The sequence below is a fragment of the Streptomyces sp. NPDC029138 genome, from assembly GCF_055564375.1.
In genome coordinates, this window is record NZ_JBVHWM010000018.1 from 44,741 (window position 1) to 64,307 (window position 19,567).

The window sequence follows — 19,567 nt, forward strand, 5'->3', positions numbered from 1 at the left end:
ATCCGTGCGGGCCCGGCGTCACAGCTCAAGGGCTCAATGGCTCCAGGGCTCAAGGCCTGAAGGGCTCAGGGCCTCAGCCGAAGACCGCCAGGCTCTTCGCCTTGCCCCGGTGTTCCTCGACCAGCGCGAGGAAACGGCCCTCGGGGTCGAAGACGGCCACAGGACCGGCGCCCGCGTACACGTCGGGGATCTCCAGCCGGACGCCGTTCAGCAGCAGCCGGGACCGCTTGTCGTCGACCTCCCAGCGCGGGAACGCCGCGGCGGCGGCCTCGGCGACCGGCATCACGGTCAGCTCCTGCTGGAGCTGGTCCAGCGTCTTCGCCGCGTCCAGCTTGTACGGCCCGACGCGCGTGCGGCGCAGCGCGGTGAGGTGGCCGCCGACTCCGAGGTCGGCGCCCAGGTCACGGGCGAGGGCGCGGATGTAGGTGCCGGAGGAGCAGACCACCGACACCACCAGGTCGAGCACGGGCGTACCGTCCTCGGCGACCGCGTCCCGGACGTCGTACACCGCGAAGGAGGAGATGGTCACCGGCCGGGCGGGGATCTCGAAGTCCTCGCCCTCGCGGGCCCGCTTGTACGACCGTACGCCGTCGATCTTGATGGCGCTGACCTTGGACGGCACCTGCATGATGTCGCCGGTCAGCTTGGCGATGCCGGCGTCGATGGCGTCCCGGGTCACCTTGGAGGCGTCGGTGGACGAGGTGATCTCGCCCTCGGCGTCGTCGGTGAGGGTGCTCTGGCCCAGGCGGACGGTGCCCAGGTACTCCTTCTCGGTGAGCGCGAGGTGCCCGAGGAGCTTGGTGGCGCGCTCGACCCCGAGGATCAGGACGCCGGTCGCCATCGGGTCGAGGGTGCCGGCGTGGCCGACGCGGCGGGTCCTGGCGATTCCGCGCATCTTGGCGACCACGTCGTGCGAAGTGAAGCCCGACGGCTTGTCGACGATGACGAGGCCGTCGGGCGTGGTGTGCTTCTGGGTCATTCGGTGGCGTCGCCGTCCGTGTCGGTGTCCTCGTCCGCCGGCTTGCGGTACGGGTCGGCGCCGCCGGCGTACGTGGCGCCCGTGGCCGCCTCGCGCACCTTCTCGTCGGACTGCCGGGCCTTGTCGAGGAGGTCCTCGATGTTCCGGGCGGTGTCCGGCAGGGCGTCCGCCACGAAGGTCAGGGTGGGCGTGAACTTCACCCCGGCGGCGCGGCCCACCTCGGAGCGCAGGATGCCCTTGGCGCTCTCCAGGCCCGCGGCGGCGGCCTGCCGCTCCTCCTCGTCGCCGTAGACCGTGTAGAAGACGGTCGCCTCCCGGAGGTCGCCCGTGACCCGGGTGTCCGTGATGGTGACGTGTGAGCCGAGCCGCGGGTCCTTGATCCCGCGCTGTAGCTTCTGGGCCACCACCTCCCGGATGAGGTCCGCCAGCCTTTTAGCCCGCGCGTTGTCGGCCACTGGTCCGTCTCCCGTTCTTTCTCTTGCTTGCGTTTCGTGGTCAGTCGTCGTCGCCGTGGAAGCGCCGTCGCACGGACAGCAGCTCCACCTCGGGGCGGCCGGCGACCAGCCGCTCACACCGGTCCAGTACGTCGGTGAGGTGCGCCGCGTCGCCGGAGACCGCGGCGAGGCCGATGATCGCCCGCCGATGGAGGTTCATATGGTCCACCTCGGCCGCGCTCACGGCGTACTTCCGCTGGAGTTCGGCGACGATCGGGCGGACGACGGAGCGCTTCTCCTTCAGCGAGTGGACGTCGCCGAGGAGGAGGTCGAAGGACAGAGTCCCCACGTACATGTGTGCAACCGGTTCACCCGCCGGTACGGGATCGATGGCCCCGGGTCCGTGTGGCCGGGGACATCAAGAACCGTACCGCGTGCCTGCCGGTGGCTCGACAGGGTTTCGGCGCCGTGCGCCGCGGACCGCCTGGGGGTTCCGCCCTCAGACCCCAGCGATTCAGCCGACCGATTCGGGCGGGTGGGTGGGCAAAAAACGGCGCGCTGGCCGGCGGAACCGCAGTCCCGCCGGCCAGCACGAACCACAGGCGTTACGCCCGCGGCTTCTCCCGCATCTCGTACGTCGCGATGACGTCGTCGACCTTGATGTCGTTGAAGTTTCCGAGGTTGATACCGCCCTCGTAGCCTTCGCGGATCTCGGTGACGTCGTCCTTGAAGCGACGCAGGCCCTCGATGGTGAGGTTCTCCGCGACCACCTTGCCGTCTCGGATGAGGCGGGCCTTGGTGTTGCGGCGCACCTCGCCGGAGCGGATGAGGACACCGGCGATGTTGCCCAGCTTGGACGACTTGAAGACCTCGCGGATCTCCGCCGTGCCCAGCTCGACCTCTTCGAACTCCGGCTTGAGCATGCCCTTGAGGGCTGCCTCGATCTCCTCGATCGCCTGGTAGATGACCGAGTAGTACCGGACGTCCACACCCTCGCGCTCGGCCATCTGCGCCGCGCGGCCGGCCGCACGGACGTTGAAGCCGATCACGATGGCGTCGGAGCCCATCGCCAGGTCGATGTCGGACTCCGTGACCGCACCGACGCCGCGGTGCAGGACGCGGATGTCGACCTCTTCGCCGACGTCCAGCTGGAGCAGCGAGGACTCCAGGGCCTCGACCGAACCAGAAGCGTCACCCTTGATGATCAGGTTCAGCTGCTGGACCTCGCCGGCCTTCAGCACCTTGTCCAGGTCCTCCAGGGACACGCGACGCGTGCGCTTGGCGAAGGCCGCGTTGCGCTCGCGGGCGGCGCGCTTCTCGGCGATCTGACGGGCCGTACGGTCCTCGTCGACCACCAGGAAGTTGTCGCCCGCACCCGGGACGTTGGTCAGGCCCAGGACCTGGACCGGCGTCGACGGGCCGGCCTCGGCGACGTTGTTGCCGTTGTCGTCGAGCATGGCGCGCACGCGACCGTAGGCGTCGCCCACGACCATCGTGTCGCCGACCCGCAGCGTGCCTCGCTGGACGAGGACCGTCGCCACGGCACCACGGCCGCGGTCGAGACGGGACTCGATCGAGATGCCCTGCGCGTCCTGGTTCGGGTTGGCCCGCAGGTCGAGCGAGGCGTCGGCCGTGAGGATCACGGCCTCCAGCAGCGAGTCGATGTGCAGACCCTGCTTGGCGGAGATGTCGACGAACATGGTGTCGCCGCCGTACTCCTCGGCCACCAGGCCGTACTCGGTCAGCTGACCGCGCACCTTGGTCGGGTCGGCACCCTCGACGTCGATCTTGTTGACCGCGACCACGATCGGCACGTCGGCCGCCTTGGCGTGGTTGAGCGCCTCGACCGTCTGCGGCATGACGCCGTCGTTGGCCGCGACGACCAGGATCGCGATGTCGGTCGACTTCGCACCACGGGCACGCATGGCGGTGAACGCCTCGTGACCCGGGGTGTCGATGAAGGTGATCTTGCGCTCTTCGTCGTTGACCTGGGTCGCGACCTGGTAGGCACCGATGTGCTGGGTGATGCCACCGGCCTCGCCCGCGATGACGTTCGTCTTGCGGATGGCGTCGAGCAGTCGGGTCTTACCGTGGTCGACGTGACCCATGACGGTGACGACCGGCGGGCGGACCACCAGGTCCTCCTCGTCGCCCTCGTCCTCGCCGAACTCGATGTCGAAGGACTCGAGCAGCTCGCGGTCCTCCTCCTCCGGGCTGACGATCTGAACCGTGTAGTTCATCTCGTCGGCGAGGAGCTGGAGGGTCTCGTCGGAGACGGACTGCGTCGCCGTGACCATCTCGCCGAGGTTCATCATGACCGCGACGAGGGACGCCGGGTTGGCGTTGATCTTCTCCGCGAAGTCGGTGAGCGACGCGCCGCGGGAGAGACGGATGGTCTCGCCGTTGCCACGCGGCAGCATCACGCCGCCGACGCTCGGGGCCTGCATGGCCTCGTACTCCTGGCGCCTCTGCCGCTTCGACTTGCGGCCTCGACGCGCGGGACCGCCGGGACGGCCGAAGGCGCCCTGCGTGCCACCGCGGCCACCGGGACCGCCGGGACGGCCACCGAAGCCGGGACGGCCACCGCCGCCACCGCCGGGACCACCCGGACGACCGGCGAAGCCACCGCCACCGCCGCCGCCACCGGGGCGACCGGCGAAGCCACCGCCGCCGCCACCGCCACCGGGACGACCGGCGAAGCCGCCGCCGCCCGGACGACCGCCGCCGCCACCGGGACGACCGCCGGCACCGGGACCGCGGCCGCCGGGGCCACCGCCGCCGGGACGCGGGCCGGCAGCGGGACGCTGCGGCATCATGCCGGGGTTCGGGCGCGGACCGGCCGGGCCGGGACGCGGACCGCCCTGCGGGCGGGGCATGCCGGCCGGCGACGGCCGGGAACCGCCGGGAGCCTGCGGACGCGGACCGCCGCCCTGGGCGCCGGGCGCCTGCGGACGGGGACCGGCGCCGGGGGCACCGCCGGGGCCGGGACGCGGACCGCCCTGCGGGCGCGGGGCCTGCGGACGGGCCATTCCGGCGTTGCCGCCGGAGGTGAAGGGGTTGTTGCCCGGACGCGGACCGGCCGGACGGGAACCGGGACGCGCGCCCTGGCCACCGGCGCGGGAACCGCCCTGGCCCGGACGGGCCGACTGACCCTGACCGGAGGCCGGACGAGCGCCACCGGGCTTCGGGGCACCGGGACGGGCGCCGGGACGCGGACCCTGGGCGGCCGGAGCCTGCGGGGTCTGCGCGGCCGGGGCGGCCGGCGGAGCGGTGAACTCCGGGGCGGCCGGGGCCGGGCGCGGCGCGGGCTTGGGACCCGGCACCGGGCGCGGGCCCGGGGCCGGTGCCTGTGCGGGCGCCGAGGGAGCCGACGGGGCGGCCGGCTGCTGGGCAGCGGGCGCCGTCGGCGGCTTGGGGGCAGCCGGCCTCGGGGCCGGGGCAGCCGGACGTGCCGCCTGCGCCGGGGAGGGCGCGGCGGGCTTGGGGGAAGCCTTGCGCGGGGCGGACTTGCCGGCGGACTTGCCGTTGCCACCGCCCTGGAAGGCGTCGGTCAGCTTGCGTACAACCGGCGCTTCGATGGTCGAAGACGCCGAACGGACGAATTCACCGAGTTCCTGGAGCTTGGCCATGACGACCTTGCTCTCGACACCGAACTCCTTGGCGAGTTCGTAGACCCGGACCTTAGCCACTTCGCTCCTTTGAGGTCCGGGTTGAAGCCGGACCGTCGCTAGTTCATGGGCGTACTCATCGCGTACTCATCGAGTGCTCATCGCAATCTCGACCTGCTTTCGACTCGCGAGGTACCAGACCGCACGGGGTTCCGTGCGGCTTGTCTTACGGCGTTGCCTGCTCGGCAACTGTTGTCTGCTCGACGTATCGACGCAACGCCTTTGTGTCGAGCGGTCCCGGGACGCGCAGTGCCCGCGGGAACGCCCGGCGGCGTACCGCCTGGTCGAGACAGACCAGGGCGGGGTGCACATACGCACCCCGGCCGGGCAGCGTACCGCGAGGATCGGGGACGCAGGCGTCCTCGATCTTCACGATCCGCAGGAGATCGTTCTTGGCCGCCCGCTCCCGGCACCCCACACAGGTGCGTTCAGGGCATACTCGGGCGTGCGTCCGGCCAGACACAGCTAAGTCTACCTCCCCGTACCGACCTCACCCCTTTGGGGCAAGAATCGAACGGCTGTTGTCGTGATCTCAGCGCCGGGCGGCTTGGATCTATTCCCCGGCCCCGGGATCTACTCCCCGGCCTGCTCGGTGTCGGGCCGGATGTCGATCCGCCAGCCGGTCAGCCGGGCCGCGAGGCGGGCGTTCTGGCCCTCCTTGCCGATCGCCAGCGACAGCTGGTAGTCCGGCACGGTCACCCGGGCGGAGCGCGCGGCCATGTCCACGACCTCCACCTTGCTCACCCGAGCGGGTGACAGCGCGTTCGCGACCATCTCCGCCGGGTCGTCCGACCAGTCGACGATGTCGATCTTCTCGCCGTTCAGCTCGCCCATCACGTTGCGCACCCGACCGCCCATGGGGCCGATGCAGGCACCCTTGGCGTTCAGGCCCGACCGGGTGGACCGTACGGCGATCTTCGTGCGGTGACCGGCCTCACGGGCGATCGCGGCGATCTCCACCGAACCGTCGGCGATCTCCGGCACCTCCAGGGCGAAGAGTTTCTTCACCAGGTTCGGGTGCGTACGGGAGAGGGTGACGGACGGCCCGCGCACGCCCTTGGCCACCCGGACGACGTACGACCTCAGGCGCATGCCGTGCGGGTACGTCTCGCCGGGCACCTGCTCCTGCACCGGCAGGATGGCCTCCAGCCTGCCGATGTCCACGAGCACGTTCTTCGGGTCGCGGCCCTGCTGCACCACACCGGTGACGATGTCGCCCTCGCGGCCGGCGTACTCGCCGAGCGTCGCGTCGTCCTCGGCGTCGCGCAGCCGCTGGAGGATCACCTGCTTGGCGGTGGTGGCGGCGATGCGGCCGAAACCGGACGGGGTGTCGTCGAACTCGCGGGGCTCCTGCCCCTCGGCGAGGTCCTCGGGGTCCTCCTTCGCCCACACGGTCACATGCCCGGTATCCCGGTTGAGCTCCACGCGCGCGTGTCGGCGGCTTCCCTCGGTGCGGTGGTAGGCGATGAGGAGGGCCGACTCGATCGCCTCGACCAGCAGGTCGAAGGAGATCTCCTTCTCCCGAACCAAGCCCCGCAGGGCGCTCATGTCGATGTCCACGGCTACGCCTCCTCCTCTTCCTTCATGTCCTTCTCGCCGGCCGGGCCGGCACTGTCCTTGCGGTTGAACTCGACCTGCACGCGCGCCTTGGCGATCTCCGGGAAGCCGAGCCTGCGGGCGGTGGCCTTTCGGCCCTTCACCCCGGGCACCTCGACGTCGATGCCCTCGTCGTCGACCTTCAGAATCCGCGCGACCAGCTCGCCGCCCTCCGTGAGCTGGAACCTCACGAGCCGGTCGGTGGCGCGCACGAAGTGCCGGTGCTCGGTGAGGAGGCGCTCCGCGCCGGGGGTTCCGACCTCCAGGTCGTACGCCGCGTCACCCATCGCGTTCGTCTCGTCCAGCTTCGCCGAGAGCGCACGGCTCACATCGGCGATGGCGTCCAGATCCGCCCCGGTGTCGGAGTCGACCACCACACGCAGCACCCGCTTGCGTCCGACCGAGTCCACGGCGATCTCTTCGAGATCCAGCCCCTGGGAGGTGACGAGCGGTTCGAGCAGCTCTCGCAGCCTCTCGCTCTGGGTGGTGCTCATCCGGGTGACTCCTCGGCCGCGTGTGCTGTTGTGGGATGGGTCGCGTGTCTGATCAAAGGGTACTGCCTCCGACGGGGGCCGGTTCGCACGCGGCCACGCGGCGCAGCCGTCCGTCGATGCGGCCTCGCGCCCCTTGGGTGGGTCCACGAGCCGGTGACACTGGTGCGCGGGTACCGTGATCAACGGCGGGCCGGCGTTCCCGCCCGTGTGTTCGTACGAGCCCCGAGGACGTCAGCCGTGCCGTACCCCCCACCCTCGCGCGTGCCTTCGGGGCCGCGCAGAAGAACCCTGCTCGCCTCGGCCGCCGGCGGCGCCCTGCTGGTGGGCTGCTCGCCCGGGCCGGAGTCCGGCGACGACGGTCCGTCGGCCACGGAGCGGGCACGCGCGCGAGCCGCGCGGGACAGCCGGGGACTGCTGGCGCGGTACGACGCCGTGCTCGCCGCGCATCCCGGGCTGGCGGGGCGGCTGAGTCCGCTGCGGGCCCAGGTCGCCGCCCACGCGGCGGCCTTCGAGGACGGTGCGGCGGCCACGGCTTCCGCCACGGCCACGGCCTCCGCCGCTCTCGTCCCGGCCGCCGGGAAGGACGCCGTCGCCGGGCTGGCCGCCGCCGAGCGCGCCCTCGCCGACCGGCGCGCCGAGGATCTGCTGGAGGTACCGGGCGAGCTGGCCCGGCTGCTGGCGTCGGCCGCTGCGGCCGGAGCCGCGCACGCCTACCTGCTGACGGGGGGAGCCAGGTGAGCGACGGGACCGAGCGGGCCGCGAAGGCCGAGCTGACCGCCTTGCAGGCCGCGCTGGCGGCGGAGCACGCGGCGGTGTACGGGTACGGCGTCGTGGGCGGCCGGATCGGCGAGCGACGCCGGACGGAGGCGCGGGCGGCGTACGACGCCCACCGCGCGCGCCGGGACGTGCTGGTGCGCGCCGTGCGTGACCTGGGCGGCGCACCGGTGGCCGCGAGCGCCGCGTACGCGCTGCCGTTCCCGGTCGAGGACGGGGCGGGCGCGCTGCGGCTGGCGGCACGGCTGGAGGAGCGGGTGGCCGGGGTGTACTCGGACCTGGTGCGGGCCACGACCGGCGCGCGGCGGGCCGACGCGGCCGGGGCGCTGCGGGAGGCCGCGGTGCGGGCGGTCCGCTGGAGCGGGGAGAGCGTAGCCTTCCCTGGTCTGGCCGAGCGGTCCGCCGAACGGACGGGCGCGGCCGGCCCGGCACCGTCGCCGTCCGGGTCGGCGACGCGTTGACCGCCGGCGGGGCGGGCCGGGACCGGGCCGCTCCACGGGGCGGCAGGACAGGTCCGTGAAGACACGGCCGTAGGACGGCACCCGGCGGGATCAGGACGGGAGACTCGGGCGGAGACCTGGACGGGACCGGCGGCACACGACACGAAGGGAACGACTCGCGCATGGCTTTCGAACCGCCGCAGCGCCTGGTGCGGGCGCTCGGTGAGACGGCACCGGCCGGGGACGACTGGCTGGCGCGGCTGCCCGGGGCGGCCGAGCGGGCCGTCGCCCGGCGCGAGTTGACCGTCGAGCGGGTGCAGGTGCCGGGCGGGCGCAGCAGCCTGGTGGTGCTGGTACGGCGGGCGGACGGCACCCCGGCCGTGCTGAAGCTGGCCCCGCCCCGGGCGCGCCCGGAGAGCGAGCGGGCGGCGCTGGCGCACTGGGGCGGGCTGGGCGCCGTACAGCTGCTGGAGACCGAGACAGAGGCGGAGGACGGGGCGCTGCTGCTGGAGCGGCTGCACCCGGATGTGTCGGTGCGGTCGCTGCCGGAGGCGAAGGCGCTGCTGGAGGCGGCGGGGACGCTGCGCAGGCTGTGGGTCGAGCCGCCGGCCGGGCATGTCTTCGAGACCGTCGCCGGGCGGACCGGGCGCCAGGCGACGGCGATGCGGGCGAGCGCAGGGACCGATCCGGAGGCCGCCCCGCTGGTGGAGTCGGCGCTCGCCGCCCGCGAGGAGCTGCTGGCGGCGCCACCCGAGCAGCTGCTGCTGCACGGCACGTTCCGGCAGAGCAAGGTGCTCTCCGGCGAGCGGATGCCCTGGCTCGCGGTGGGTCCGGACCCGGTGGTCGGCGAGAGCGCCTTCGATCTGGCGCGGCTGGTGCGGGACCGGGTGGAGGACCTGATCGCGGCGCCGTCCGGGCCGTCCACCACCCGGCGCAGGATCAAGCGGCTCGCCGAGTCACTGGAGGTCGACCAGGAACGGCTGCGGGGCTGGACCCTGTTCCGGGCGGTGGAGTCCGGCGTACGGGCGCGCCGGGTCGGCCGCGAGAAGGACGCGGAACTCCTGCTGGAGTTCGCGAGCTGGATCTAGCTGAGCGCGGTCACGGCGGAGTGGCCGTAGGGCGTGGCCGTCAGAGCGCACTCCTCGGTGACCATCGCCGTGGCCGGCCGCGTCCGGGGGCGGCTGTCCGCCCCCGGACTCCCGGACGCCCCGGGCGGAGCCCGGAAGGTCCCGTCCCGCCTGCTTACCGCGCGGTCAGGCGGGCGATCGCGTCCTCGACCGTCAGTTCCTCGCGCTCGCCGGTCTTGCGGTCCTTCAGCTCCAGGACGCCCTCGCCGGCGCGGCGGCCGGCGACCAGGATCTGCGGGACGCCGATCAGCTCGGCGTCGGTGAACTTCACGCCCGGGGAGACCCCGGCCCGGTCGTCGACCAGGACGCGGACGCCCGCGGCGGCGAGCTTCTCGGCGACGTCGAGGGCCACCTCGGTCTGGAGCGCCTTGCCGGCGGCGACGACGTGCACGTCGGCCGGGGCGACCTCCTTGGGCCAGACCAGGCCGTGCTCGTCGGCGCTCTGCTCGGCGATGGCCGCGACCGCGCGGGAGACGCCGATGCCGTAGGAGCCCATGGTGACGCGGACCGGCTTGCCGTTCTGGCCGAGGACGTCCAGCTTGAGGGCGTCGGTGTACTTGCGGCCCAGCTGGAAGATGTGGCCGATCTCGATGGCGCGGTCCAGCTTCAGGCCGGTGCCGCACTTGGGGCAGGGGTCGCCCTCCTGCACGACCACGACGTCCACGTACTCGTCGACCTCGAAGTCCCGGCCGGCGACGACGTTCTTGGCGTGCGTGTGCTCCTTGTTGGCGCCGGTGATCCAGGCGGTGCCGGGGGCCACGCGCGGGTCGGCGATGTACTTCACCTTCTCGCCCAGGCCCTGCGGGCCGACGTAGCCACGGACCAGGTCGGCGCGCTCGGCGAAGTCCGCCTCGGTGACCATCTCGACGGCGGCCGGGGCGAAGTGGGCCTCGACCTTGCCCAGGTCCACCTCGCGGTCCCCGGGCACGCCGACGGCGACGATCTCGCCGTCCACCTTGACCAGCAGGTTCTTCAGCGTGGCGGAGGCCGGGACGCCGAGCGAGGCGGCCAGCGTCTCGATGGTGGGGGTGTCGGGGGTCGGGATGTCCTCGGCGGCGGGTACGTCGGAGGCGTCCACCGGCTTCAGCTCGTACGTGATCGCCTCGGTGTTGGCGGCGAAGTCGCAGTTCGGGCAGTCGGCGAAGGTGTCCTCGCCGGCCTCGGCCGGGGCGAGGAACTCCTCGGACCTGGAGCCGCCCATGGCGCCGGCGGTGGCCGCGACGATGCGGTAGTCGAGGCCGAGGCGCGCGAAGACACGCTGGTAGGCCTCGCGGTGCAGGGCGTAGGACCGGCCGAGACCCTCGTCGTCCAGGTCGAAGGAGTACGAGTCCTTCATCAGGAACTCGCGGCCGCGCAGGATGCCGGCGCGGGGGCGTGCCTCGTCACGGAACTTGGTCTGGATCTGGTAGAGGACCACCGGCAGGTCCTTGTAGGACGTGCACTGGTCCTTGACCAGGAGGGTGAAGATCTCCTCGTGGGTGGGGCCGAGGAGGTAGTCGCCGCCCTTGCGGTCCTTGAGCCGGAACAGCTCCTGGCCGTACTCGTCCCAGCGGCCGGTGGCCTCGTAGGGCTCGCGCGGCAGCAGGGCGGGCAGCGTGACCTCCTGGGCGCCGATGGCGTCCATCTCCTCGCGGACGACGCGCTCGACGTTGGCGAGGACCTTCTTGCCCAGGGGCAGCCAGCTCCAGATGCCGGCGGCCGTGCGGCGGACGTAACCGGCGCGGACGAGGAGCTTGTGGCTGAGGACCTCCGCGTCCGCCGGGTCGTCGCGCAGCGTCTTCGCCATCAACTGGGACATGCGCTGGACCGGTGCGTTGGCCATGGTTCTCGTACTCCTGCCGGAAAAGGTTGATGGCAAGGAGGTTAGCCGGGCCGCCTGTGCTGGTGGAAATCGGTTATCGCCGAGCAAGCGGCAGGGGGGCGCCCATCACGGCGTACGGCCGTGGTGCGCTCGGGAAGTGGACCCGGCGGGCGAGGTCGACATAGCCGAGGGAGTGGTAGAGGCCGCGGGCGGGGCTGTCGGTGTCGATCGCGGAGAGGATCGAGCGGGGTTCGTCGGCGGTGTCGGTGATGGTGGTGATCAGGCGCCGGCCGATGCCACGGTTCTGGTGGTCGGGGTGGACGTGCAGTTCGGTGATGACGAAGGAGTCGTCCAGCCAGAAGTCGTTGCCGCCCGCGCGCAGGTAGGGCTCGACGACGGTGGACCACCAGTGGGTACGGCTGTTGGGCATGCCGTAGACGAACCCGACGAGCCGGCCGCGGACGGTGGCACCGAAGGCCCGCGCGCCCTGGTACTGCATGTGCCGCTGGACGATCTGGCGGCGTACGGCGACTTCGTCCGGGCCGAGCCCGAAGGCGACGGCTTGGACGGCCAGGGCCTCGTCCACGTGGGCAGCGAGGTCCAGGGGGCCGATCACGAGGTCCATGCCGGGAGCGTACAGGGCGGTCAGAAGAGCACGCTCATGAAGGCTCCCACCTCGTGGAAGCCCACTCTGCGGTACGTCCTGCGGGCAGCGGTGTTGAAGTCGTTCACGTACAGGCTGACCACGGGGGCCACGTCGGCCAGGGCATAGCGCAGTACGGCCGCCATGCCGGGGGCCGCCAGTCCCCTGCCCCGGTACTCGGGGGCCACCCACACGCCCTGGATCTGGCAGGCATGGGGGGTCGCCGCGCCGATCTCCGCCTTGAACACGACCCGGCCCTGGTCGTCGACGCGGGCGAAGGAGCGGCCGGACCCGACGAGTTCGGCGACCCGGGCCTGGTAGAGCAGGCCGCCGTCGCCGGCCAGCGGGGAGACGCCGACCTCCTCGGTGAACATCGCCACGCACGCCGGCATGATCGTCTCCATCTCGTCCTTGCGGACGCGGCGGACGTACGGGTCCGGGGCGATGCCGGCCGGCATGCGGTCGGTGACCATCAGCGGCTGGTGGGCGCGGACCTCGCGGGCCGGGCCCCAGTGCGGCTCCAGCAGCCGCCACAGCGCGGCGGTGGCTTCGGCGGGGCCGACGATGGAGGAGCAGCGGCGGCCGGCCCGCCGGGCGCGGTCGGCGAAGGCGCGGACGGCGCGCGGGGTGGCGCAGATCGGGACGAGGTTGGCGCCCGCGTAGCACAGGGACGTGAGCATGCCGTCCTCGTACCAGCCCCACATCTCGCCGCCGAGCCGCCAGGGGTCGAGGCCCGCGACCTGGACCCGCGAGGTCACGAAGGCGTTCGCGACCGGCTCGCGGTCCAGGACGGCGAGCGCGGCGTCCAGGTCGCTCGGTTCGAGCACTCGTGAGGTGGTCTGGGTCAACACGTGCGGGGCCTCACCCTGGGGGTCTGCTGATCTCCGCACTATAGCTGCGCTGCTTCGCCGTGCGCCTGCCAGCCCGGGGGGCTTCGGGGCGTTGGCGAGTGCGGCCCGGTCAGGGGCCTTTCGCGCCCACGCGGCGGAGCCGCACATCGACCACAGCCCCGCGCCCCTGGCGGGGCGCTGCCCCCGACCGGCGCTGGAAAAGTCAGCCGGCCACCGACACCGACGGTTCGCCGGAGGCGACGCCCTCGGCCTCCATCTGCTCCGCCAGCTTCATGGCCTCCTCGATGAGGGTTTCCACGATCTTGGACTCGGGGACGGTCTTGATGACCTCGCCCTTGACGAAGATCTGGCCCTTGCCGTTGCCGGAGGCGACGCCGAGGTCGGCCTCGCGGGCCTCGCCCGGGCCGTTGACGACGCAGCCCATGACGGCGACGCGGAGCGGGACCTCCATGCCGGTCAGGCCGGCGGTGACCTCTTCGGCGAGCTTGTAGACGTCGACCTGGGCGCGGCCGCAGGACGGGCAGGAGACGATCTCCAGGCCACGCTGGCGCAGGCCGAGCGACTGAAGGATCTGGAGGCCGACCTTGACCTCCTCGACCGGCGGGGCCGACAGGGAGACCCGGATCGTGTCGCCGATCCCCTGGGAGAGCAGGGCGCCGAAGGCGACGGCCGACTTGATCGTGCCCTGGAAGGCGGGGCCGGCCTCGGTGACGCCGAGGTGGAGGGGGTAGTCGCACTGTTCGGCGAGCTGCCGGTAGGCCTCGATCATCACGACCGGGTCGTTGTGCTTGACGGAGATCTTGATGTCGCGGAAGTCGTGCTCCTCGAAGAGGGACGCCTCCCACAGGGCCGACTCGACCAGGGCCTCGGGGGTGGCCTTGCCGTACTTCTGGAGCAGGCGCTTGTCCAGGGAGCCGGCGTTGACGCCGATGCGGATCGGGGTGCCGTGGTCCTTGGCGGCCCGCGCGATCTCCTTGACCTTGTCGTCGAACTGCTTGATGTTGCCGGGGTTGACGCGGACGGCGGCGCAGCCGGCCTCGATGGCGGCGAAGACGTACTTGGGCTGGAAGTGGATGTCCGCGATCACCGGGATCTGGGACTTCTTCGCGATGGTGGCGAGGGCGTCGGCGTCGTCCTGGGTGGGGCAGGCCACGCGGACGATCTGGCAGCCGGAGGCGGTCAGCTCGGCGATCTGCTGGAGGGTGGCGCCGATGTCGGACGTGCGGGTCGTGGTCATCGACTGGACCGAGACGGGCGCGTCTCCGCCGACCGCCACGCTTCCGACCTGGATCTGCCGGCTCTTCCGGCGCTCGGCGAGCTTGGTCGGAACGGACGGCATGCCGAGAGAAATCGCAGTCATCTGCTGTGCAACCCCAAGTCGTGGATCAAGGTCCGGTCCCGTGCAACGGCGGGCTCCAGGCTTTGAGATTACGGCACCGGGCCCCGCGTCAGCACATCCCACCCGTAAACCCACCCGATGGAATGCGGCCCGGAACCTGACGGGTCCGGGCCGCGTCGAACAACGGGTGGCTAGGAGATTTTCACCGGGTTGACCACGTCGGCGATCAGCACCAGGACGGTGAAGCAGACGAAGATCCCGGCCACCACGTACGCCACCGGCATCAGCTTGGCGACGTCGAACGGTCCGGGGTCGGGCCGGCGCAGCACCCGGGCCAGGTTGCGCCGCAGCGACTCCCACAGGGCGCCCGCGATGTGCCCGCCGTCGAGCGGGAGCAGCGGGAGCATGTTGAACAGGAACAGGGAGAGGTTGAAGCCGGCCAGCACGAACACGAACATGGCCAGCTGCTGGGAGGCCGGGATGTCCAGGGTGGCGATCTCGCCGGTGACCCGGGCGGCGCCGACGATGCCCATCGGGGAGTCCGGCTCGCGCGGGCCGTCGCCGAAGGCCGCGTCCCACAGGGCCGGGATCTTGCCGGGCAGGGCGACGAGGGAGTCCACGGCGTCGCCGACCCGGTCGCCCATCCAGGTCACGGACTCGCCGAAGTCCTGTTTGACGACGCCGGTGGCGGGGCTGAAGCCGAGGAAGCCGGCCTTGACGTAGCCGTTGACGTAGTTGCCGCTGGAGTCCTTCTTGGCGACCTGGTTCGTGGCGATCTTCGCGTGCAGGGTCACTTCCCGGCCGTCGCGGTCGACGACGAAGGCGACGTTCTTCCCGGCGCTGTCCCGGATGAGGTCCGAGAGCGTGTTCCAGTCCTTGGTCGGCTTGCCGTCGAAGGAGACGATCTTGTCGCCCGCCTTCATGCCGGCCGCCTTGGCGGGGGACGACGGGTCGGACTTCTCGCAGCTGTCGCGGTGCTGGCTCTGCGCGATGACGCAGGGCGAGACGGATTCCACGACGGTGGTTTCCTTCTGGATGCCGAAGCCCATCAGCACGGTGAGGAAGAGGGCGATGGCGAGCACCAGGTTCATGAAGGGGCCCGCGAACATGACGATGACCCGCTTCCACGGCTTGCGCGTGTAGAACATGCGCGTCTCGTCACCCGGCTCGAGTTCCTCGAAGGCCGCCGAGCGGGCGTCCTCGATCATGCCGCGCCACGGGGAGGTGGAGCGGGCGGTGACCCGGCCCTGGTCGTCGGGCGGGAACATCCCGATCATGCGGATGTAGCCGCCGAGCGGGATCGCCTTGATGCCGTACTCGGTCTCGCCCTTCCTGCGCGACCAGATGGTCGGGCCGAAGCCGACCATGTACTGCGGCACGCGGATGCCGAAGAGCTTGGCCGTGGACAGGTGCCCCAGCTCGTGCCACGCGATCGAGACGAGCAGGCCCACCGCGAAGACCACTATGCCGAGGATGAACATCAAGGTCGTCATGCACGCGCCTCCGCGGTTGCCGTCGTGGCTGTGAGTTCGCGGGCCCGGGCCCTCGCCCAGGTCTCCGCTTCGAGGACGTCCGACACCGTGAGTGAGGTTCCCGTGACCGGGGTGCCGTGCTCCTCCACCACCCGGGTGACGGTATCCATGATCCCGTTGAAGGGCAGCGCGCCGCTCAGGAAGGCCGCGACGCACTCCTCGTTGGCGGCATTGAACACCGCTGGGGCCGTGCCCGCGAGCTGCCCCACGTGCCGGGCGAGGTTCACCGAGGGGAAGGCCTCGTCGTCCAGCGGGAAGAACTCCCAGGTGGAGGCCTTGCTCCAGTCGAACGCGGGGGCCGCGTCCGGGACACGTTCGGGCCAGCCCAGACCGATGGCGATGGGCCCCCGCATGTCGGGGGGCGTCGCCTGGGCGATCGTGGATCCGTCGGTGAACTCGACCATCGAGTGCACATACGACTGCGGGTGCACGACCACCTCAATGCGGTCGAACGGAATGTCGTAGAGGAGGTGGGCCTCGATGACCTCCAGTCCCTTGTTGACCAGGGTCGCGGAGTTGACGGTGATGACCGGACCCATCGCCCAGGTGGGGTGGGCGAGGGCGTCCTCGACGGTGACGTGCGCCAGTTCGTCCCTGGTCCGGCCGCGGAAGGGGCCGCCGGAGGCGGTGACGACGAGCTTGCGGACGTCGGCCCGGGTGCCAGCGGCGAGCGCCTGGAAGAGGGCCGCGTGCTCGGAGTCCACCGGGATGATCTGGCCGGGCTTCGCGAGCGCGGTGACCAGCGGGCCGCCGACGATCAGCGACTCCTTGTTGGCGAGCGCGAGGGTGCGGCCCGCCTCCAGGGCGGCCAGGGTCGGGGCGAGGCCGATGGAGCCGGTGATGCCGTTGAGCACGGTGTGGCAGCCGGAGGCGGCGACCTGGGTGGCCGCGTCGGGCCCGGCGAGGATCTCGGGCAGGGGCTCCGCACCGGCGTACTCCGCGGCGAGCGCCTCGCGCAGCGCGGGTACGACGTCCTCGCGGGCGACCGCCACGGTCCGCACCCGCAGCCGGCGGGCCTGCTCGGCGAGGAGGGCCACCCGGCCGCCGTTCGCGGAGAGGGCGGTGACCCGGAAGCGGTCGGGGTTGCGCAGCACGAGGTCGATGGCCTGGGTGCCGATGGATCCGGTGGAGCCGAGGATCACCACGTCCTTGGGACCGTCCCCGGGGACGGGGTCGTAGACGAGGTGCGGGTCGGCGAGGGGGGCCGGACGGGCGGGACTGTCGGTCATTCCCCCATTGTGGCGGCAGGCGGTGACGGCCCGGACAGCGCGTCCCTCGCGCGGGTGCGTTCGGCGCCAGTGTGAAGCCTACGTGAAGATCATGTGATAACACTTCAGTCCGGGCCGGTCGCCGACCGGCCCCGCAACGACTTCGCGGACGACATCCTGGGGGGATCTCTCCATGCGTACTGTGCGCATACGCGCCGCCCTGCCCGCCCTCGCCGGCGCGGCCCTGCTCACCGGCACCCTGCTCAGCACCCCGGCCGAGGCGGCCGGGGGCGTGAAGATCCACCATGTGTGGTTCGACAGCCCCGGCTCGGACAACCGCTCGAACAAGAGCCTGAACGCCGAGTGGGTGCAGCTGAAGAACACCAGCGGCTCGGCCGTCTCGCTCAAGGGATGGGTGCTGAAGGACGCCTCCAACCACAAGTACGTCTTCGGGAACGTCAGGATCGGCGCCGGGAAGTACCTGAAGGTGCGCACCGGCAGCGGCTCGGACACCGCGTCGGACAAGTACCAGGACCGCCGCGCCTACGTCTGGAACAACGACAAGGACACGGCCACGCTGACCAAGGCGAGCGGCAGCAAGGTCGACACCTGCTCCTGGACGACGCGGGACCCGAGCGACACGTACTGCTAGCTCCCGAAGGGACGGCGGGCGTTCTCGCGGGCCGGGGGTCCGGGGGTCGCGTCGGCGATCCACGGCCCCTCGCCCGAGGGGTCGAGGATGCCCTCCTCCAGCCAGGTGTAGGCCCCGCCGAGGACATGCTTGACCACCTTGCGGTCCAGGTCGTCGGTGTTGGTCCACAGCCGGTCGAAGAGTTCGTCCACCCGGATGCGGGCCTGACGGCAGAAGGCGTCGGCGAGCTGGTAGGCCTCCCGGCCGTGCTCGCCCTCGCGCCACAGCCGCTCGGCGCGTACACAGGCCGCGCTCATCGCGAACAGTTCGGCGCCGATGTCCACGATCCGGCCGAGGAAGCCCTGCTTGGTCTCCATCCGGCCCTGCCAGCGGGACATGGCGTAGAAGGTGGAGCGGGCGAGCTTGCGGGCCGTGCGCTCGACGTAGCGCAGATGCCCCGAGAGGTCGATGCCGTGCTTGAACTCGCCGTACGCCGTCGGAAGTTGGCCCGGTCCGGCGACCAGCTTCGGCAGCCACTTGGCGTAGAAGACGCCCGCGCCCACCCCCGCCTTCGCCTTGGCGGACAGCGGTTTGTCGGGGTCGATGAGGTCACCGGCGACCGACAGGTGCGCGTCCACGGCCTCCCGTGCGATCAGCAGGTGCATGATCTCCGTCGAGCCCTCGAAGATGCGGTTGATGCGCAGGTCGCGCAGGATCTGCTCGGCCGGGACCGCCCGCTCGCCGCGCGCCCGCAGCGACTCGGCCGTCTCGTAGCCGCGCCCGCCCCGGATCTGGACCAGCTCGTCGGCCATCTTCCAGGCCATCTCGGAGCCGTAGAGCTTGGCGAGGGCGGCCTCGATGCGGATGTCGTTGCGGTCCTCGTCGGCCATCTGGGAGGACAGGTCGAGCACGGCCTCCAGCGCGAACGTCGTCGCCGCGATGAAGCTGATCTTGGAGCCGACCGCCTCGTGCAGCGCGACCGGCTTGCCCCACTGCTCGCGCTCCGCCGCCCACTCACGGGCGATCTTCAGGCACCACTTGCCGGCTCCGGCGCACATCGCGGGCAGCGACAGCCGGCCGGTGTTCAGTGTGGTGAGAGCGATCTTCAGCCCGGCACCCTCGGGGCCGATGCGGTTGCCCGCCGGGACCCGGACCTGGTGGAAGCGGGTGACGCCGTTCTCGATGCCGCGCAGCCCCATGAAGGCGTTGCGGTTCTCCACGGTGACGCCCTCGGAGGCCGCCTCCACGACGAACGCGGTGATGCCGCCCTTGTGCCCCTCGGACTTCGGCACGCGCGCCATGACGACGAGCAGGTCGGCGACCACCCCGTTGGTGGTCCACAGTTTCACCCCGTCGAGCACGTAGTCGTCGCCGTCGGGTACGGCGGTGGTGGCGAGGCGGGCCGGGTCGGAGCCGACGTCCGGCTCGGTGAGCAGGAACGCGGAGATGTCCGTGCGGGCGCAGCGGGGCAGGAAGGCGTCCTTCTGTTCCTGGGTGCCGAACAGCTTCAGCGGCTGCGGTACGCCGATCGACTGATGCGCGGAGAGCAGCGCGCCGACGGCGGGGCTGACGGAGCCGACCAGGGCGAGGGCCTTGTTGTAGTACAGCTGGGTGAGGCCGAGACCGTCGTACTTGGGGTCGATCTTCATACCGAGGGCGCCGAGTTCCTTCAGGCCCGCCACGACCTCGTCGGGGATGCGGGCCTCGCGCTCGATCCGGGCGGAGTCGATCGCCGTCTCGCAGAACGCGCGCAGCTTCCCCAGGAACTCCTCGCCGCGCTGGACGGACTCGTCGTCGGGCAGCGGGTGGGGGTGGATGAGGTCGAGCCGGAAGCGCCCGAGGAACAGCTCCTTGGCGAAGCTGGGCTTGTGCCAGTCCTGCTGCCGGGCGGCCTCCGCCACCTGGCGGGCCTCGCGCTCGGTGACAGTGGTGCGTGGGGTGGTGGTGGCGGACATTCAGGCTCACCTCGCCGCGAAGGGGGATGACTGGGACCGTTCGTTACCGACCAGTGCTACTGGATCGTTGGTACCCGAAACGGGCCGACCCCACC

General features: G+C 71.7%; 18 protein-coding genes. 4 read left to right on the forward strand and 14 right to left on the reverse strand.

Annotation, left to right across the window (positions count from 1 at the left end):
* Positions 1-73: 73 nt before the first annotated feature.
* The 7 genes from truB to rimP form a co-directional block, all read right to left on the reverse strand.
* Positions 74-979, reverse strand: coding sequence for a tRNA pseudouridine(55) synthase TruB (gene truB, locus ACZ4WH_RS17330; protein ID WP_468181185.1), 906 nt, complete (start codon positions 977-979; stop codon positions 74-76).
* On the reverse strand, positions 976-1,434 hold the full coding sequence (gene rbfA / locus ACZ4WH_RS17335) for a 30S ribosome-binding factor RbfA (protein WP_468181187.1): 459 nt from the start codon (positions 1,432-1,434) through the stop codon (positions 976-978). Before rbfA ends, truB begins: the two co-directional genes overlap by 4 nt.
* A gap of 40 nt (positions 1,435-1,474) precedes the next feature.
* On the reverse strand, positions 1,475-1,768 hold the full coding sequence (locus ACZ4WH_RS17340; protein WP_030656066.1) for a DUF503 domain-containing protein: 294 nt from the start codon (positions 1,766-1,768) through the stop codon (positions 1,475-1,477).
* Positions 1,769-2,018: 250 nt separating this feature from the next.
* A complete protein-coding gene (infB, locus tag ACZ4WH_RS17345) occupies positions 2,019-5,102 on the reverse strand; it encodes a translation initiation factor IF-2 (protein ID WP_468181189.1) in 3,084 nt (1,027 codons plus the stop codon).
* Between the two features lie 145 nt (positions 5,103-5,247).
* A complete protein-coding gene (locus tag ACZ4WH_RS17350) occupies positions 5,248-5,544 on the reverse strand; it encodes a YlxR family protein (RefSeq protein ID WP_468181191.1) in 297 nt (98 codons plus the stop codon).
* 110 nt (positions 5,545-5,654) lie between these two features.
* Positions 5,655-6,641, reverse strand: coding sequence for a transcription termination factor NusA (gene nusA / locus ACZ4WH_RS17355; RefSeq protein ID WP_468181193.1), 987 nt, complete (start codon positions 6,639-6,641; stop codon positions 5,655-5,657).
* Between the two features lie 2 nt (positions 6,642-6,643).
* Positions 6,644-7,171, reverse strand: coding sequence for a ribosome maturation factor RimP (gene rimP / locus ACZ4WH_RS17360; RefSeq protein ID WP_103811099.1), 528 nt, complete (start codon positions 7,169-7,171; stop codon positions 6,644-6,646).
* A gap of 237 nt (positions 7,172-7,408) precedes the next feature.
* Here rimP and ACZ4WH_RS17365 point away from each other — a divergent pair, with 237 nt between their 5' ends.
* The 3 genes from ACZ4WH_RS17365 to ACZ4WH_RS17375 all read left to right on the forward strand — a co-directional run bounded on the left by ACZ4WH_RS17365 (position 7,409) and on the right by ACZ4WH_RS17375 (position 9,473).
* Positions 7,409-7,909 (forward strand): hypothetical protein, encoded by a 501-nt coding sequence (locus ACZ4WH_RS17365; RefSeq protein ID WP_468181195.1) that lies wholly within the window; start codon positions 7,409-7,411, stop codon positions 7,907-7,909.
* Positions 7,906-8,406 (forward strand): ferritin-like domain-containing protein, encoded by a 501-nt coding sequence (locus ACZ4WH_RS17370; RefSeq protein ID WP_468181197.1) that lies wholly within the window; start codon positions 7,906-7,908, stop codon positions 8,404-8,406. The genes ACZ4WH_RS17365 and ACZ4WH_RS17370 overlap by 4 nt, the downstream gene beginning before the upstream one ends.
* Before the next feature lie 161 nt (positions 8,407-8,567).
* A complete protein-coding gene (locus ACZ4WH_RS17375; RefSeq protein ID WP_468181199.1) occupies positions 8,568-9,473 on the forward strand; it encodes an aminoglycoside phosphotransferase family protein in 906 nt (301 codons plus the stop codon).
* Between the two features lie 154 nt (positions 9,474-9,627).
* Here ACZ4WH_RS17375 and ACZ4WH_RS17380 read toward each other — a convergent pair whose 3' ends face one another.
* The 6 genes from ACZ4WH_RS17380 to dxr all read right to left on the reverse strand — a co-directional run bounded on the left by ACZ4WH_RS17380 (position 9,628) and on the right by dxr (position 16,907).
* Positions 9,628-11,334: a proline--tRNA ligase gene (locus ACZ4WH_RS17380; RefSeq protein ID WP_468181201.1), complete on the reverse strand. Its 1,707-nt coding sequence runs from the start codon at positions 11,332-11,334 to the stop codon at positions 9,628-9,630.
* 73 nt (positions 11,335-11,407) lie between these two features.
* Positions 11,408-11,938, reverse strand: a complete 531-nt coding sequence (locus ACZ4WH_RS17385) for a GNAT family N-acetyltransferase (RefSeq protein WP_468181203.1) — start codon at positions 11,936-11,938, stop codon at positions 11,408-11,410.
* A gap of 20 nt (positions 11,939-11,958) precedes the next feature.
* A complete protein-coding gene (locus ACZ4WH_RS17390) occupies positions 11,959-12,807 on the reverse strand; it encodes a GNAT family N-acetyltransferase (protein WP_468181205.1) in 849 nt (282 codons plus the stop codon).
* A gap of 202 nt (positions 12,808-13,009) precedes the next feature.
* Positions 13,010-14,167, reverse strand: coding sequence for a flavodoxin-dependent (E)-4-hydroxy-3-methylbut-2-enyl-diphosphate synthase (gene ispG, locus ACZ4WH_RS17395; protein ID WP_468181207.1), 1,158 nt, complete (start codon positions 14,165-14,167; stop codon positions 13,010-13,012).
* 170 nt (positions 14,168-14,337) lie between these two features.
* The gene (locus ACZ4WH_RS17400; protein ID WP_468181209.1) at positions 14,338-15,639 is read right to left on the reverse strand and encodes a M50 family metallopeptidase; all 1,302 of its coding nucleotides are present in this window, start codon (positions 15,637-15,639) and stop codon (positions 14,338-14,340) included.
* Positions 15,636-16,907 (reverse strand): 1-deoxy-D-xylulose-5-phosphate reductoisomerase, encoded by a 1,272-nt coding sequence (gene dxr, locus ACZ4WH_RS17405; RefSeq protein WP_468181211.1) that lies wholly within the window; start codon positions 16,905-16,907, stop codon positions 15,636-15,638. Before dxr ends, ACZ4WH_RS17400 begins: the two co-directional genes overlap by 4 nt.
* A gap of 172 nt (positions 16,908-17,079) precedes the next feature.
* Here dxr and ACZ4WH_RS17410 point away from each other — a divergent pair, with 172 nt between their 5' ends.
* A complete protein-coding gene (locus ACZ4WH_RS17410) occupies positions 17,080-17,538 on the forward strand; it encodes a lamin tail domain-containing protein (protein ID WP_468181213.1) in 459 nt (152 codons plus the stop codon).
* Here ACZ4WH_RS17410 and ACZ4WH_RS17415 read toward each other — a convergent pair.
* On the reverse strand, positions 17,535-19,472 hold the full coding sequence (locus ACZ4WH_RS17415; protein WP_468181215.1) for an acyl-CoA dehydrogenase family protein: 1,938 nt from the start codon (positions 19,470-19,472) through the stop codon (positions 17,535-17,537). The two genes, ACZ4WH_RS17410 and ACZ4WH_RS17415, sit on opposite strands and share 4 nt — an antisense overlap.
* Positions 19,473-19,567 lie beyond the last annotated feature (95 nt).